Here is a 15621-nt window from a genome sequence, read left to right as displayed (position 1 = left end):
TAACGCCCCTCAAGAGATTTTTGGCCTCCTGCCTACTTGATCCAGATCATGTTTGCAGGAGGTTTTTTACTGTATATTGCCTGAAAATGCCCCGTTATAACCAATTTCAGGAGGGTCACCGGGATGGGTTATGACCGGTTGCAACAAAACAGGACAAGCCGCCATACGGCAGTTCATGGTGACGGGAACAGCAAATCCCGGGAGAACAAGGATCTGGGGATCAAATCCCCCTTTCTTGAACTGGCTGCGGAAAAAAAAGAACTGCTGTTGCCTCTGAGCCGGATTGAAAATTATCCGGCGGGAGAAACAATCGTCGAGTATGGGGATCCTGCCGAGAATTTTTTTCTGATCGAAGACGGTTTTGTCCGCCTGTTGCTTGCCTCTGCCTGCGGGGGGAAAAGCTCGACGATTGATGTGGTCGGGCCCGGCGGCGCTTTTGGCGAGGCCGCCGCCACCAATACAGGACGGTATGAGTTTACCTGCGTTGCTCTGGACGATGTGGAACTGCGGGTTATTCCGGGGGAGGTTTTGCGAAAAATTCTGTCAGAGGACCCGGAACTGGTTTTTCGGATGATGGGGCGTTTGTCGGTGAACATGCATTCCCTGATGAGCCAGATTGCCGATTTGAAAATGCGCACGACTGCGGAACGTCTGGCCATGTTTTTGATCGAGCTTGCCGGACAGGTCGAGGGAACTGCAAAAATCGTACTGCCCTATGATAAGCGGATTGTGGCTGAAAAGCTGGGGATGACACCGGAAACTCTGTCGAGAACTTTTGCCAAGCTGCGCAAAATCGGTATCAAAACGGGGGCGGGAAACCAGATCGAGGTCGACGATATGGAAAAGCTGGTTGATTACTGTGGCTATCCCGTTGGCATTGGGCCGCTTGATCTGGGGGAGGTGTGAATGCGCCATCAACCGATCGGACAAAAAGAACTCCAGATCTTGTCGCGGGTTGTGATCTTTTCCCAGCTGCCCCGAAAGCTGCTCGCGGAGCTTTTTGACAAGCTATCTGTTTCGGTTTTTGATGAAAGCACAATCCTGTTTCTGGCGGGGGATGAGGCGGATGGCTTTTTTGTGGTACTTGAAGGAGAAGTTCATCTCACTGCGCTGACAGCCGAAGGCGCCCAGAGTTTGGTCCGGATTGTTGAGCGTGAAGAGAGTTTTGCCGAAGCTGCCATGCTTGGCTTGGGGAAATTCCCGATTAATGCAACGGCGCAACCCGGAACAGTGGTGGCCAAGGTTCCCAAAAAAATATTTGAAGAAAAAATCATTCCCGATACAGAAGCCTCGCTTCATCTTCTCAGTGCTTTAATTCAACGGCAACAGTATCTTATTCGGGAAATCAAAATCCTGAAAAGCCTGTCTCCCTGCCAACGTGTGGCGTCCTATCTGCTGGCGATTTTTGAAAGCCGGGAGTGGAAAGGGCATGGAGCCCTGCCGCGATGCAAGCAGGTGATTGCCGGTCATATCGGGATCGATCCGGCAAGCTTTTCCCGGGCCTTACGCAGGTTGGAGGATGCAGGTATTGTCTGTGAAGGACACGAGGTGCTGATCAAGGACCCGGAAAAACTGCGGCGTTACTGTGCCGATTTTGGCTATGTTTTTGATCAGGAGAAAATCCTGATGTCGGCTTGATCATGCTCAAGGAAAAACACCAGAATTTCCCTTAAAGAGAGAAAACCCTTTAACAGGGATGGTAATTATCAGGGGGAATGACGGTGTCTCTGGAGCAACATCGAGAAAATATCTGTGAGTTTTCAGTGGAAAGCCTGCTGGCTGAAAGCCGCATTCCTCTGGACGAGGTTATTGACGCCCTGTTTGGAGAAAGCCCCTATTCTTCGGTTCTCCTGTCTTCTGCTTTTGATCCCTTGCCATTACGACAAAAATTAACCGAATTGGGATGTGATATCGTTCGGATCGACACTGGTCAACATGGCTGGCTGTTCTCTATCAAACCCGGAAGATTTAAAGATAACGCGTCGGAAGAGAAGGGATCAGGCGGGAAACCTGATTTTTATTTCACCGATGGTCTTTTGCATATGGATGTTCGGAAAATAGATCATCCGGATGATTTCCTTGCAATCTTGCGGTTTATCGACAGTTCTGAGCTGGATGATACGCTCTGCATTATTCTCTCCTCACTTCCTGATCGTTTCCTGCCGTTGCTGAAGGAAAGAGGCTGGAGTTGCGAGATTATATCTGCAGTGGAAGAGCAGATCGTTCTTGCGCTTGAGAAAAGTGGTTCCTGACCATTTTGTGCAGAGAGTTTTCGGTCAGAAGTCCGGCGATCAAGGTGGTCAGTTCAGGCATATCACCGATTGCTTCCATCAGATGCAGGGATCTCTGCTCTGCTTCTGTTGTTTTGTAGAGTGCCTGAGGAATATCGATTTTTGTGTGAATCCCGCCACCGGCCAGAAAAGGCAGGACGATGATGTTTTTGCGTTTTGTCAGTTTAGCCCAGTCTGTAAATCGGGGGGTGTTCTCGATAAAGGCAGGAATGACATGAAGATCAGGGCTTAAACATTGAAGTTGCCGCGCCATGGCATCGGCGGGTTCTGAAAATGTCCGGGCCCGCAAGGCTCCATGTCCGACGACAATAACGGCTGTATCAAGTGAGTTGAACTGACAAGCCTCCAACTGCTGCAAGATCTTTCTGCGGATCAGCGCTGTCAATCCGGGAAGTTTGAAAACCGGCGGCAGCAATTGTACCAGATTACTTTTCTGCCATTCGTTCAGACAGGCTGGTAAACGCTGCCGCAGAAAAATCCCGTCCGCATAAAGATTTGGGAAAACGGTTACCTCTCCGTTGAATATTCTTTCTGGTCCATCACTCAAGTGGGGAGACCGCACCAGGTACCGACAGTCAATAGTCCAGTCTGACAGATGTCCAGCGAGCTTTCTGGCTAACTGATAGGTGGGTTCTGCCCCAGGTTCGATATGTCGGTTGCCGTGCGCAATAAGTAGCAGGGTTCTGCCTTCTGACATTTCTGTTTCCTCCTGACTGAGGCGGCCTGATTTCTTTTTGCCGTCTCGATAACGCAGTCTCCCGATTAGCTTCGCGAGTTTTGCAAAAATCATTTTAACGGGAGGCATCCGGTTAGAGGTATGACGCTGGTCAAGGAGGGATTTGAGCAAGGCCTTTACAGGAAAAATCGGGAGGAGTCCCCATTGACCATCGTCAAAGCAGGGGTGTCGGGCTCGTGTGATGTTGCTTTCAACACGTCAGGAGTCCCCAACAGTGACAAAGACAATGACTGATCGGGGGAGTGAGGTGTGTTGGATAAAATCGACCCGCTTTGGAGGGTGAGTCATGTACAGAAAATTTTTAATGAACACAGTTACGCCAATGCTTGTTGGTGCGGGGTTGGTTCTTGGTAGCGGGGCAGCCTGGGCTGAATCAGGGCATACGCCGGATGGTTCTACCTATGAGCCTTCGCTGGAATCCATGCCGCTGGATGGGGAAGCACCCGGCGTCAAACCTGGTGTTCCGACCATGACCGAGGAAGAGTTTGCCGCCAGCCGCAAGATTTTCTTCGAGCGTTGCGCCGGCTGCCACGGTGTCCTGCGTAACGGAGCGACCGGCCCGGCACTGACCACGGATAGAACTCGTGAGCTGGGTATTGATCATCTCCGGGACTTTATTACTTATGGGTCCCCGGCCGGGATGCCGAACTGGGGGACTTCCGGTGATCTGAGTGAAGCCGAAGTGGACATGATGGCACGCTATGTCATGCAGGATCCGCCGCAGCCTCCTGAATGGGGCATGAGCAGCATGAAGGAGACCTGGGAGGTTCTTATTCCGGTCGACAAGCGCCCGACCAAAAAAATGAATGATATCGATATTGATAATCTCTTCTCGGTGACCTTGCGTGATACTGGTGAGATTGCCCTGATTGATGGGAAAAGCTACGAGATTACCTCGATCATCAAAACCGGCTATGCCGTGCATATTTCCCGTGTCTCAGCCTCGGGTCGTTATCTCTTTGTCATCGGTCGGGATGCCAGGATTGATATGATCGATCTCTGGATGAAAGAGCCGGGAAAAGTGGCGACGATCAAGGTTGGTCTCGAAGCCCGTTCGGTTGAAACCTCGAAGATGAAAGGCTGGGAAGACAAGTACGCCATAGCTGGTGCCTACTGGCCGCCACAGTATGTGATTATGGATGGGGAAACACTTGAGCCCCTCAAGATTGAATCAACACGCGGTACAACCTATGACGAGCAGGAATATCATCCGGAACCACGGGTGGCATCGATTGTCGGGTCTCATTACAATCCCGAGTTCGTGGTCAACGTAAAGGAAACCGGAAAAATTCTTCTGGTGAACTATGAAAACCTTGATGCGCTTCAGGTGACAACAATTGAAGCTGAACGTTTCCTGCATGACGGTGGGCTTGATTCTACTGGTCGTTACTTCCTCGTTGCTGCCAATGCCCGTGACCGGGTGGCGGTTGTGGATACGAAAGAGCGGAAGCTGGCTGGGCTGGTGGATGTTGGTGTGAAGCCACATCCAGGACGTGGTGCCAACTTTGTTCATCCTGAATATGGTCCTGTCTGGGCAACCAGTCATCTTGGCGATGAAACGGTGGCTTTAATCGGAACAGACCCTGAAGGTCATCCGGACAATGCCTGGAAAAAGGTTGAAAGTCTGGAAGGCCCTGGGGGTGGATCGCTCTTTATCAAGACACATCCAAAATCCACAAATCTTTGGGTTGATACGCCTTTGAACTCTGAGGCTGAGCTTTATCAGTCTGTTGCGGTGTTTGATATCAATAACCTCGACAAGGGTTTTGAGACGCTGCCGATTGCTGAATGGGCTGATCTTGGTGATGAGGGGGCCCAGCGTGTGGTTCAGGGGGAATATAACCAGGCAGGAACCGAGATCTGGTTCTCGGTCTGGAATGGCAAAGAACAGAATTCCGCAATTGTTGTCGTCGATGACAAAACCCGGGAACTGAAGAAAGTCATCAAGGACCCGCGCCTGATTACACCAACAGGCAAATTCAACGTCTTTAACACCAGAGAAGACGTCTACTAGAGGTTCTTCTTATAGAACCTCTAGTTTGATCACAGCAGTGCTGGCGGGGTGGCCAGGGAAACAAATCCTTCCAGCGCTGCAGATCAAGCCGACGTCTTGCGGCTTACGCCGTGATTATCCTGCTATTGGAGGATTGATATTATGGAAGCAGCCGGACCTGTATATCTGGTTGGCGCGGGACCGGGAGACCCCGAACTTCTGACAGTCAAGGCTCTACGCCTTATTCAGGAAGCTGATGTGGTGGTTTATGACCGCCTTGTTTCGGACTCTATTCTCGAGCTGGTCCCCAGCAAAACCAGAAAACTGTATGTTGGCAAGGAAAGCGGACATCACAGCCTGACACAGGACCGTATTAACGAGGTTCTGCTCAATGCCGCCGGACTTTATCGGTCGGTTGTGCGTCTCAAGGGAGGTGATCCCTATATTTTTGGCCGGGGTGGGGAAGAGGCGCTCTTTCTCAAAGAACACGGAATCTCTGTGGAGGTTGTCCCAGGCATTACTTCTGCCGCTGCCAGCAGTGCAGCAACGGGTATTCCTTTAACACACAGAGGATTGGCGACAGGTGTCCGGTTTGTAACAGGGCATCTGCGGGAAGATCATAAACTCGATCTTGACTGGGATAGTCTTGCCCAAGAGGACACGACCCTGGTTATCTATATGGGCCTGTCTGCTTTGGCGGTTATTGCCCGTCGTCTGATTGCAGCTGGCCTGCCTGCCGAGACGCCAGCTCTGGCGATTGAAAATGCCACCACACCACAAGAGCGCAAAATCATTGCCCCGCTGAACCGGATCTCACGGGCAGTACGTGATGAAAAATTCAAACCTCCTACTTTGATTGTTATCGGAAAAGTGGTCTCCCTGGCCGACCAGAAGGAAAAGGCGGAATTGCTGCCTGAGCTTTTGGCGTCAGCGGGGGCGGGTTATGCATGAGATCTTTCGCCTGATTGCTGCTGCTGGCCTGAGCTGGGCTCTGCTTTTACCTTTGTCTGGGCCTGGGCATGCAGCAGATAAACCCGAAGCAAGGACCGAGGCCGATCTGTTGCGTTTGCTGCATCAGGATTGTGGCTCCTGTCACGGGATGACCTTGAAGGGAGGGCTGGGGCCAGCACTTTTACCTGACGGTCTTACTGCTTTCGAGGATGAGGATCTCTTCAACATCATCCGGGATGGTCGAGCGGAAACAGCGATGCCGCCCTGGCGAGACATTCTCACTAATGATGAAATCAACAAATTGATCGGGATTTTGCGCGGGAAAACAATCGCTGCAGATCCGGGAGAAAATTCATGAAATTTGAACGCAAAAGAAAAGTTGGTCGCGCGATCATTCTTGCAACGGTGCTGGGGCTTGCTGCCTGTAGTGCAGGTGGTGACAAACAGAACTTGCGCGGAACGGGTGATCTGGGGGTTGTGATTGCAAGGGCCACCGGAGAGCTTGCGGTTCTTGATACAAGCAATCGTGCATTCCTCACCCAGGTGTCTGGTCTGGGGGATCTTAGTCANGCCTCTGTCGTTTATAGCCGGGATGAACGTTATGCCTATGTTTTTGGCAGGGATGGTGGTCTGACCAAGGTTGATATTCTGGCGGGGAAGATAGAAAAACGGATTATTCAGTCCGGGAACTCTATCGGCGGAGCGATATCCCAGGATGGCGCGTTGGTTGCTGTCGCCAATTATGAGCCGGGGGGGGTAAAAATTTTTGATGCCCAAACACTGGAGCTGATTGTTGATATTCCTGCTGTTTCCGATGCAGGAGGCGCCAGTTCCAAAGTCATCGGTTTGGTTGATGCGCCGGGAAACAGGTTTGTCTTCAGTCTATGGGACCATGATGAAATCTGGGTTGCCGATATGAAAGATCCCCGGAAACCGGAAATTCAGAAGTTTCAAAATGTTGGACATAATCCTTACGACGCGCTGATAACGCCGGATGGGCGCTACTATATCGCAGGCCTGTTTGGTGAAGACGGAATGGCTCTGCTGGATCTATGGCATCCTGAACAGGGGGTGCGCCGTATCCTGGGGAGCTATGGCAAGGGGGAAGATGATAAACGCCCGGTCTATAAAATGCCCCACCTCGAAGGTTGGGCAGTGGCCGGGGATCTTGCTTTTGTTCCCGCTGTCGGCAGACACGAGGTGCTGGTCATCGATATGACAAGCTGGAAAGAAATCCAGCGTATTCCAGTTGCCGGGCAACCGGTGTTTGTCATGGCCCGTCCGGACGGGCGTCAGATCTGGGTCAATTTTGCCTTTCCCGATTATCACCAGTTGCAGGTGATCAGCGCCGAGAGTCGGGAGGTCGTCAAGACACTGCCAGCCGGCAAAGGTGTTCTGCACATGGAATTCCACCCCAGGGGAGAGATTGTCTGGGTTTCGGTGCGGGATGAAAACAAGATCATAGCCTATGACACAGAGACGTTTGACAAACTTAAAGAGCTATCTCTGGAGAGCCCCAGCGGTATTTTTTTGAGTGCCCGGGCGCACAAGGCGGGTTTGTGAGGAGAGTTTGATGATTGAGCAACTAAGCGAGCTTGAGGTTCGACTGCTGAATAACTGGCAGCGTAACTTCCCGGTTTCCTCCCGGCCCTATGCCGAGATTGCAGCAGAGGAAGGGGCAAGTGAAGAAGAGGTTATCAAGGGCTTTGCCCATCTTGCCGAGCGCCGGATGCTGTCCCGGATCGGAGCAACCTACTGTACGGGGCGGGCGGGAGCCTCGGTTCTTGCTGCCGTCGCAGTTGAACCGGATAAGCTGGAAAAAGTTGCCGCGCAGATCAACAGTTTTGCCGGAGTGAACCATAACTACGAGCGGAGTAACCCGCTCAATCTCTGGTTTGTCGCGACGGCGGCAGATGCCGAGACACTCGACAGTACGCTTGAAGAAATCGAAAGAAAGATCGAGCACGAAGTCCTGATCATGCCAATGGTTGAGGCCTATCGTCTTGATCTGGGGTTCAGGGTGACATGATGCTGGACACATTTGAGAAAAATCTGATTGCACGCCTCAAGACCGGACTGCCTCATACAGAGCGGCCCTATCAGCAACTGGCAGAAGGGCTTGGTTGTGATGAACAAAAAATCGTCAGAACAATCAAGAAACTGCAGGTGGAGGGGGTGATTTCACGCTTCGGCGCAATCCTGCATCACCGGGAGCTGGGGTATAAAGCGAACGCCATGTGTGTGTTTGACCTGCCGGATGTCCATGTCGCGGCTTTTGGCCGCCAGGTCACGACCTATCCCTTTGTGACACTTTGCTACCAGCGCAAGCGGGTGCTGCCCCAATGGCCCTACAATCTCTATTGCATGATACACGGCAAGGACCGGGATATTGTCCTGCGTCAACACAACCAGTTGGTCAGCGATCTGTCGCTGGAGGAGGTGCCCAAACAAATTCTGTTTAGCGACCGGCGTTTCAAACAGACAGCAGGAAATTACGGGATAGCAGGAGGTGCGGGATGACTGATGCTTTTGCTTCTGCTGATCTCGACGAAGCAGATCGGGCCTTGATCAATGGATTACAGGGAGGTTTTCCGGTTTGTGACCGACCATTTTCAGAAACAGGAAACAAGTTTGGTCTTTCCGAAGATGAAGTGATTTCGCGGATATCCCGCCTGTGCGACGAGGCAACGATTTCGCGCTTTGGGCCGCTTTATAATACGGAGGCCATGGGGGGCGGGGTGACACTCGCGGCGATGTGGGTGCCGGAAGAGAATTTCGAAGCGGTTGCCGAGCTTGTGAACAGCTATCCGGAAGTCGCGCATAATTACGAACGCACCCATATTTTTAATATGTGGTTTGTGGTTCTGACAGAGAACCCGGAGCGTATAGGAGAAGTCCTGCAAGAGATAGAACAGAAGACGGGCTTGAGAGTATATAACATGCCCAAAGAAGAGGAGTTCTTTCTGGAGTTGAAGCTTGAGGCTCTGGCGGAGGAGAGGTCATGAAGAGCGAACTCCTCACTGTTTTCCTTGATGCTTTTGATCGAGACCTGATTGCTCTGACCCAGACGGGATTACCGTTGGTGCCGCGTCCCTATCATTATCTGGGCGAACAACTGGGACTTTCTGGCGAGGAGGTGGTGCTCAGGATCAAGGCCTTGCAGGACAAGGGGGTGATACGGCGTATCGGTCTGATCCCCAATCATTACCGCCTGGGATATCGCGCCAACGGGATGACCGTCTGGGATGTACCGGATGAGCAAGCATCAGATTTGGGGCCGCAGATCGGAGCTTTGCCGTTTGTCAGCCATTGTTATCGCCGCCCCCGCTATCTTCCGGAATGGCCCTATAATCTTTTTGCCATGGTGCATGCAAGAACCAGAGCCGAAGTTGAAGATCTGGCCGGGGGGATTGCCGATATTCTGGGAGAACACAGGCGCGGCCATAAAATTCTCTACAGCACCCGGATCCTGAAAAAGACCGGGCTGCGCCTGACCGGGAGTTACTCAAACCAGATCACCAAACCGGATCACCAAACCGGATCACCAAACCAGATCAAGGGAAAGGGAGTACAAGAATGCTTAGAATAAGCCAGTATATGCGCGCTGCGCTTGCTCCGGAGACCCGTTCTCACCGGACCACCAGTCCGGCGGCCAGAGCTGATGGTCCGGTGGTTATCTGGAACCTTCTGCGGCGGTGTAATCTGAAATGTCGTCACTGTTATGCCTTTGCGGCGGATTTTGATTTCCCCGGAGAACTTTCGACCCCGAAAATCATGGAGGTGATGGATGACCTCAAAGGATATGGTGTTCCGGTCCTGATCCTTTCAGGGGGCGAGCCGATGATGCACCCCGATATCATGATGATCCTGGCCCGGGCCAAGTCCATGGGATTTTATGTCACGCTCTCAACCAACGGCACGACCCTGACAGAGGAAGATGTTGAAGTCCTGGCCGGACACAAGGTCGATTATGTCGGGATCAGTCTTGATGGGCTGCGTGCGCGTCATGATTATGTACGACGGGAAGAGGGCAGCTTTGACAAGGCTCTGCATGGTATCCGGTTATGTCGTGATGCCGGACTGCCCGTGGGTGCCCGTTTTACCCTGACAAAGGATAACGCGGAAGATCTGCCCGGTTTACTTGAGTTGGTGAAAGAAGAGAACATCGACAAGTTTTATCTGTCCCATCTCAACTATGCAGGCCGGGGTATCGGCAATCGCCGCGATGATGTGATGCTGCAGACAACCCGGAATGCGGTCGAGATGGTGTTCGAGAGCTGCGCAGAAGACATCAGAAATGGTGTCAAACGGGATTATGTCTCGGGAAACAACGATGCAGATGGTGTGTTTCTCAAGATGTGGCTGGAACAGCACCATGCGGTTGAAATCGGACCGGAACGGATGGACAGGGTTGTTGGCATGCTTGAGCGCTGGGGCGGTAACTCGACCGGTGTGAAGGTCGCAAACATCGATAATATGGGGGATGTTCACCCCGACAGCATGTGGTGGGGACACACGATCGGGTCAGTCAAAACCCGGCCCTTTTCCGAGATATGGAACGATCCTCAAGACACCATCATGGAGGGCCTGCGCCAAAAAACCCGCCCGGTGACCGGTCGCTGTGGAGAGTGCAAGTTTATCTCTATCTGTGGGGGCAATACGCGCACTCGCGCGCTTCAGGCCTGTGAGGATCCCTGGGCTTCTGATCCCGGCTGTTATCTGAGCGATGCTGAAATCGGTGTTTCTCACCCGGAGAAAACCCGAGAAACACCGCTGAAAGAAGAGGCTGCAGAATGAACAGTATTACGAAAATTCTGCTGGTTGCAGCAGTCGGAGTTGGTGGTTCTCTGGTTGCACAAATGGCGCAGGCCCAAAGATCAGGAGAGCAGGCTGGGGCTGCCCTCTATGCCACGCACTGTGCCGCCTGTCACAGCGGCGACAGATTTGGCGGTCTTGGCCCGGCTCTTCTGCCGGAATCAATCTCTAAACTCCGGGGACCAGCCTTGGCAACGATTATTGCCAGAGGACGCCCGGCCAGCCAGATGCCAGCTTTCGGGAGTGACTTGTCATCCGAAGAGATCGAGCAGATCGCAGTTTATTTGAGAACGGAACCGGATGAACAGCCCGTCTGGGAACTCGAAGATATTCAGGCGACCCACAGTGTGTTGGTTGATAGAAAAGATTTGCCTAAAAAACCTGTATTCAGGGGAGATCCTCTCAACCTTTTCACAGTGGTCGAAGCAGGGGACCACCATGTGACCATTCTTGACGGTGACAGAATGGAGCCGATCGCCCGTTTTGAAAGCCGCTTTGCCCTGCATGGCGGTGCCAAGTATTCTCCGGACGGGCGCTTTGTCTATCTGGCCTCGCGCGATGGCTGGGTTACGCTTTATGATCTCTACAGCTTGCAGACTGTGGCCGAGGTCCGTGTCGGACTGAACACGCGTAATGTGGCGGTTTCGGGTGATGGCCGCTATGTTATGGCCGGGAATATGCTGCCACACAGTCTGGTGGTGCTGGATGCAAAAGATCTGAGGCCTTTACGGGTTATCCCGGTGACGGGGGATGATGGTGAGAGTTCCAGAGTCAGTGCTGTTTATACAGCACCGCCTCGCGCCAGTTTTATCGTTGCACTCAAGGATATGCCGGAAGTCTGGGAGATCCCTTACAGCAAACCGAAAAAGCCGGTTTATCCAGGATTTGTGCATAACTATGAAGCGGGAATGGTTGAAGCACTGGGGGTGCAGGATCAGGCTTTTGCCTTGCGGCGGATCAGGCTGGAAAGCCATCTTGATGACTTTTTCTTTGATCAGGATTACCGTCACCTGATTGGGGCATCGCGCGATGGGCAAAGCGGACAGGTGGTTAATCTTAACGTGGGGCAGAAAATTGCGGATGTAGCACTCGATGGTATGCCTCATCTGGGATCGGGGATCACTTTTGACTGGCAGGGGCGTTCGGTTCTGGCGACCCCACATCTTAAGGAAAGCAAGATTTCGGTTATTGATATGACCGACTGGTCAACGGTCAAGGTGCTGGAAACACAGGGACCCGGATTTTTTATGCGCAGTCATGAAAACAGTCCCTATGCCTGGGCGGATGTGTTTTTTGGCCCGAACAAGGACGTGGTCCATATCATTGACAAAAAGACGCTGGAGATCGTCAAGACCCTGCGGCCAGAACCGGGCAAGGTTGCCGCGCATGTCGAATTTGACCGCTCCGGCCGTTATGCCCTGTTGAGTATCTGGGATGATGAGGGGGCAGTTATCGTCTACGACGCAAAGACACTTGATGAGGTCAAACGCTTGCCCATGTCCAAACCCGTTGGCAAGTACAATGTTTACAACAAGATCACCTATGAGGAAGGAACCAGTCACTAGGTTTCTCCTTTTACCGAACAAAGATCCGGTAAAGACATTTCCCATTCCTGTTGCGATCACAATTCCTGGTCTCGTGGTCGAACGGGTAAGGCGGGGAGCCTCCCGGGCTCCCCGCCTGTAATTTTATTGCAGTTGAGCGGGAAAGATGAAACTTTTGGATATAGTGTTCGTAGCCTGGTGCCGCCCCGCGGATATTACCTTAGGGAGGCTGCCTCGTTGTTTTGCCGCTGTTTGCTGCGGAACAGATTGGTGAGGGACCGGCTTGAGACGCCGAAAGTCTCTCTGATCTCCTCACGTGACATTCCCTTGTTGTAGGAGGAGACGACAAGAGCGCGCCTGATTCTTTCAGACACACCCCAGGGCGAGGGAATTTCCAGATAGCCGCTACTGTCCGAGAGGTGCATGATCTGGTTGTAGAGCTGTTCTGATACCGGAAAACCAAATTTTTTTGCCAGATCTTTCCAATCGTTCCGGATATAGAGCTTTCGCCCGCCATTTTCATAAATGAATTCCAGTGTGATCTTGAAGCTGACCTGCTCAATCAGCTCTGAGACAAGCCAGGGGAGAGCTGCGAGTATTTGCCCCCTGTTTTCATTAAAAAGATCTTCGAGTGTGCTGAATGCCTGGTCGTCATAAATCGGTATGCCCTTGAATATTTGACGTTTCATATCGGTATCCTTGTCCCTGTTGCCGATTGAGACGTCTTAATGCATATGTAACTAAATCATAAGTGGAATGATTCCCGTTATAGGTGTGTATTAATTTTTAATATGTCCTTAGGCGAGCAATGACGCTCTGTGTTTTTGAAGACTTAGGAGACTGATATGGATTATACACTGACATTAAATGTTGCACCGGCTGATCTGGAAATTATCAATGGTGCCCAGCAGAAAATTGCTCTGGCCAAACCTGTCGGGAATTCAAAGGTGGATGTGATCTGGCTGGCCTTTGATCCTTTTGAAAGCAATACGATCCAGTGGTCAGAAGAATACTGGCTCTATGCCAGTACAGCAGCGGTCGGCAAGTCCGGCGAGAAAATCACCAAGCTGTCAGAAGTCCAGCCTGGACCGGCGATGAACGGGTCGATTTATCCCTTCAGTAACAACGCCACTTTCGGGACGCCGGTAAAAAGTCCGGATGTTGCGACTGATACTTTTGCAGCCGTGAACAACATGTCCTATGAAAAATATCCGGCACTGACTTTCGGTCTGGCACAGTCAGCCCAGGTCAACCAGGAAATTCAGGACCGGAAACCCCTGTCCGCCAGTTCGGTTCTCGCGACACAGTCCATCCAGATCACTCCCTTTACCCATGTCTATATCTGGCTTGAAGGTCATTTCGAGAGCTCGACCATTATTACCGATATCACAGGGCTCAAGTCTGTAGCCAAGTTTGGCGGCGGCATCAATGAAATCGCCATGTCCTATGACGGAAAAAGCGGTTCTTTCCATCAATAGGCAGAGCTCAACAGTTTGCTGCTATCTTTAATCATCCTTACGTGTTGGTCGACAGGACGCTGCGGTGGTATACCCCCTGCCTGCCCAGGGCTTGTCGGCTGACGCGTGCCATGAAGGGAACAGTTTTATGAAGATCAGAAATATTTATTCAGCTTTTTGCTCTCTTGCCCTTGTTGCAGGAGCCTTGTTGGTCATTCCGGCTTCAGCTTCGGCACAGGTTGCCTGTGACGAAAATCAGCAGGAGAGAGTGGCGGTCAATGTCCCGAACACCAACCCGCAACAGGTAGTCGAGATCAATCGGAAACACATTTTCTGTGGCGAAGTCGGTAATAACCGGGCAAAGGGTTTTCACTCCCGTCCAGGCGGACAAAACCCGGTTACAGTCAATACAGATGATGCGGATGTGGTTCAGCACCGGGTTCTGGTCAATGGTGTCGAGGTGCCAAGTGGGCTTTATAATCTGAGGGATTTCGAGATCACCGATCATGGTGTCACTGCGGTTAAGGCGATTTCGACAATGTACCCAGACCACTGCAGCTATAATGATGTGCTCACGGCGATTGCCTATGCGTCGAATAACCAGAACCGTCTTTCAGGCGGGACCTGTTTGACAGATCAGGGAGAGGAATTCCCGATCCAGATCTATTGGCTCAACGGTTATATCAACACGGCTTTCCCGATTGTGCAGTAAGACACAGTAAGGTGAGAGGAAGGTGGGTCTGGTCCCACCTTCTTTCGGATCTGTTTCTGATCGAACTTGTACAGAATCTCTTGCCAGATAAGCTAGCCAGACAGGAAAGAGTGCGAGAATGAAAAAAACAGTTGGTGAGATCATCCGGAGTATTGGCTGGCAGTTCCGATATGTATGGAGACTACGGGGCTACAGCAAGGAAGGGAAAATCCGGATCCGCGAGTTTCTGGAGCAGGATGTGCAGTTTGATACCAGCTGGGCCAGGCTTCTTATCGCCCAGAGCCAGGTCGCTTCAAAGCAGCAGAACTACAGCTGGGAAGGGGCGGCGAATGCCAATGCAGTTGTGATCAACCATTCCGGCGTGCGGATTGAACCCTTACATGACCAGTATTCTGGTGATCTTTTTCTGTCGCACGGCACCTTTGTGATGCTGCTTGAAAAGCGGATATCCGGGTTGAAGAGAGGCGGGGAAGATCGTCCCCCATCGTAAGCAAAAGATAATAGCCCTACTGAATACCCGATTATCTTCCTCGGAAATTTGTCTCTAACTTGACCGACGTCAAACCCGGGACTCTTCAAAGGGCGTATCCCTGTTGGGGATGGAGGGGTTTTCCTGCGTTGTGCAAATCTCCTCGCATCCGTCTAGCAATGGGGGAGATCCATTATGAATGAGCGCTTATCAATCAGCGCCGCCCGAAATATCTTCTACGGAGGAACGATCTTTTTTGCCGTGATCTTTATCGCACTGGTCATCAATTCGGTGAACTATGCGACAGACAGTGAAACGTCAAACGCCTCGGAACTTAACGAGAAAGTTGCCTTGGGCAAGGAAGTTTGGGAACGCAATTCCTGTATTAATTGTCACACCCTGTTTGGGGAAGGTGCGTATTTTGCACCGGAACTGGGCAATGTCTGGGTACGTCGCGGTGGTCGTGAAGATGCCGAAGGAGCCGCAGATTTTATCAAGGAATGGATGAAATCACAGCCAAGCGGTGTCGAGGGACGCCGCCAGATGCCACAGTTCAACCTCAGCGAAGAAGAGCTGGAAGGTCTGGTTGAATTCTTCAAGTGGACCAGTGGGGTTAATACCCAGAACTGGCCGCCGAATGACGAAGGCTAGGC

19 protein-coding genes are annotated in these 15621 nt (G+C 51.9%); 17 read left to right on the top strand and 2 right to left on the bottom strand.

What is annotated here, in order from left to right; all coding sequences use genetic code 11:
* Positions 1 to 123: 123 nt before the first annotated feature.
* The 3 genes from B152_RS0116310 to B152_RS0116300 all read left to right on the top strand — a co-directional run bounded on the left by B152_RS0116310 (position 124) and on the right by B152_RS0116300 (position 2252).
* The gene (locus B152_RS0116310) at positions 124 to 906 is read left to right on the top strand and encodes a Crp/Fnr family transcriptional regulator (RefSeq protein WP_020593504.1); all 783 of its coding nucleotides are present in this window, start codon (positions 124 to 126) and stop codon (positions 904 to 906) included.
* Complete coding sequence (locus B152_RS24090; RefSeq protein WP_020593503.1) at positions 907 to 1638, top strand: Crp/Fnr family transcriptional regulator; 732 nt, start codon at positions 907 to 909, stop codon at positions 1636 to 1638.
* Between the two features lie 77 nt (positions 1639 to 1715).
* Positions 1716 to 2252, top strand: a complete 537-nt coding sequence (locus B152_RS0116300; RefSeq protein WP_020593502.1) for a hypothetical protein — start codon at positions 1716 to 1718, stop codon at positions 2250 to 2252.
* On the opposite strand, the gene B152_RS0116295 is transcribed toward B152_RS0116300, so the two are convergent.
* A complete protein-coding gene (locus B152_RS0116295; RefSeq protein WP_157231125.1) occupies positions 2197 to 2988 on the bottom strand; it encodes a sirohydrochlorin chelatase in 792 nt (263 codons plus the stop codon). The two genes, B152_RS0116300 and B152_RS0116295, sit on opposite strands and share 56 nt — an antisense overlap.
* A 343-nt stretch (positions 2989 to 3331) precedes the next feature.
* On the opposite strand from B152_RS0116295, the gene B152_RS0116285 reads away from it, so the two are divergent.
* The 10 genes from B152_RS0116285 to B152_RS0116240 all read left to right on the top strand — a co-directional run bounded on the left by B152_RS0116285 (position 3332) and on the right by B152_RS0116240 (position 12351).
* Positions 3332 to 5041, top strand: a complete 1710-nt coding sequence (locus tag B152_RS0116285; protein WP_020593499.1) for a cytochrome D1 domain-containing protein — start codon at positions 3332 to 3334, stop codon at positions 5039 to 5041.
* Between the two features lie 141 nt (positions 5042 to 5182).
* Positions 5183 to 5971 (top strand): uroporphyrinogen-III C-methyltransferase, encoded by a 789-nt coding sequence (gene cobA, locus B152_RS0116280; protein ID WP_020593498.1) that lies wholly within the window; start codon positions 5183 to 5185, stop codon positions 5969 to 5971.
* Positions 5964 to 6329 carry a c-type cytochrome gene (locus B152_RS0116275; protein WP_020593497.1) on the top strand — a complete coding sequence of 122 codons (366 nt, stop codon included), beginning with the start codon at positions 5964 to 5966 and terminating at the stop codon, positions 6327 to 6329. The genes cobA and B152_RS0116275 overlap by 8 nt, the downstream gene beginning before the upstream one ends.
* A complete protein-coding gene (locus tag B152_RS0116270) occupies positions 6326 to 7534 on the top strand; it encodes a cytochrome D1 domain-containing protein (protein WP_020593496.1) in 1209 nt (402 codons plus the stop codon). The genes B152_RS0116275 and B152_RS0116270 overlap by 4 nt, the downstream gene beginning before the upstream one ends.
* 10 nt (positions 7535 to 7544) lie before the next feature.
* Entirely contained in the window at positions 7545 to 8000 is a 456-nt protein-coding gene (locus tag B152_RS0116265) for an Lrp/AsnC family transcriptional regulator (RefSeq protein ID WP_020593495.1), read from the top strand.
* Positions 7997 to 8491 (top strand): siroheme decarboxylase subunit beta, encoded by a 495-nt coding sequence (gene ahbB, locus B152_RS0116260; protein WP_211212227.1) that lies wholly within the window; start codon positions 7997 to 7999, stop codon positions 8489 to 8491. Before B152_RS0116265 ends, ahbB (B152_RS0116260) begins: the two co-directional genes overlap by 4 nt.
* Positions 8488 to 8976 (top strand): Lrp/AsnC family transcriptional regulator, encoded by a 489-nt coding sequence (locus B152_RS0116255; RefSeq protein ID WP_020593493.1) that lies wholly within the window; start codon positions 8488 to 8490, stop codon positions 8974 to 8976. The genes ahbB (B152_RS0116260) and B152_RS0116255 overlap by 4 nt, the downstream gene beginning before the upstream one ends.
* The gene (gene ahbB / locus B152_RS0116250; RefSeq protein WP_020593492.1) at positions 8973 to 9560 is read left to right on the top strand and encodes a siroheme decarboxylase subunit beta; all 588 of its coding nucleotides are present in this window, start codon (positions 8973 to 8975) and stop codon (positions 9558 to 9560) included. The genes B152_RS0116255 and ahbB (B152_RS0116250) overlap by 4 nt, the downstream gene beginning before the upstream one ends.
* Positions 9548 to 10768, top strand: a complete 1221-nt coding sequence (gene nirJ / locus B152_RS0116245; RefSeq protein ID WP_033406687.1) for a heme d1 biosynthesis radical SAM protein NirJ — start codon at positions 9548 to 9550, stop codon at positions 10766 to 10768. The genes ahbB (B152_RS0116250) and nirJ overlap by 13 nt, the downstream gene beginning before the upstream one ends.
* Positions 10765 to 12351: a nitrite reductase gene (locus tag B152_RS0116240; RefSeq protein WP_020593490.1), complete on the top strand. Its 1587-nt coding sequence runs from the start codon at positions 10765 to 10767 to the stop codon at positions 12349 to 12351. Before nirJ ends, B152_RS0116240 begins: the two co-directional genes overlap by 4 nt.
* Before the next feature lie 194 nt (positions 12352 to 12545).
* On the opposite strand, the gene B152_RS0116235 is transcribed toward B152_RS0116240, so the two are convergent.
* Positions 12546 to 13019, bottom strand: a complete 474-nt coding sequence (locus tag B152_RS0116235; protein WP_020593489.1) for a hypothetical protein — start codon at positions 13017 to 13019, stop codon at positions 12546 to 12548.
* Positions 13020 to 13175: 156 nt separating this feature from the next.
* Here B152_RS0116235 and B152_RS0116230 point away from each other — a divergent pair, with 156 nt between their 5' ends.
* The 4 genes from B152_RS0116230 to B152_RS0116215 all read left to right on the top strand — a co-directional run bounded on the left by B152_RS0116230 (position 13176) and on the right by B152_RS0116215 (position 15619).
* Positions 13176 to 13808, top strand: a complete 633-nt coding sequence (locus tag B152_RS0116230; protein WP_020593488.1) for a hypothetical protein — start codon at positions 13176 to 13178, stop codon at positions 13806 to 13808.
* Positions 13809 to 13935: 127 nt separating this feature from the next.
* Positions 13936 to 14499: an EndoU domain-containing protein gene (locus tag B152_RS0116225; protein ID WP_020593487.1), complete on the top strand. Its 564-nt coding sequence runs from the start codon at positions 13936 to 13938 to the stop codon at positions 14497 to 14499.
* A 118-nt stretch (positions 14500 to 14617) separates the two neighbouring features.
* Positions 14618 to 14989: a hypothetical protein gene (locus B152_RS0116220; protein WP_020593486.1), complete on the top strand. Its 372-nt coding sequence runs from the start codon at positions 14618 to 14620 to the stop codon at positions 14987 to 14989.
* Positions 14990 to 15163: 174 nt separating this feature from the next.
* Positions 15164 to 15619 carry a c-type cytochrome gene (locus B152_RS0116215; protein ID WP_020593485.1) on the top strand — a complete coding sequence of 152 codons (456 nt, stop codon included), beginning with the start codon at positions 15164 to 15166 and terminating at the stop codon, positions 15617 to 15619.
* Positions 15620 to 15621: the final 2 nt, after the last annotated feature.

Origin of the sequence: Kiloniella laminariae DSM 19542 (assembly GCF_000374005.1) — a bacterium.
Taxonomy (GTDB): domain Bacteria; phylum Pseudomonadota; class Alphaproteobacteria; order Kiloniellales; family Kiloniellaceae; genus Kiloniella; species Kiloniella laminariae.
Note: the sequence above shows the minus strand (reverse complement) of the source record. Positions and strands in the feature narration are given on the sequence as shown.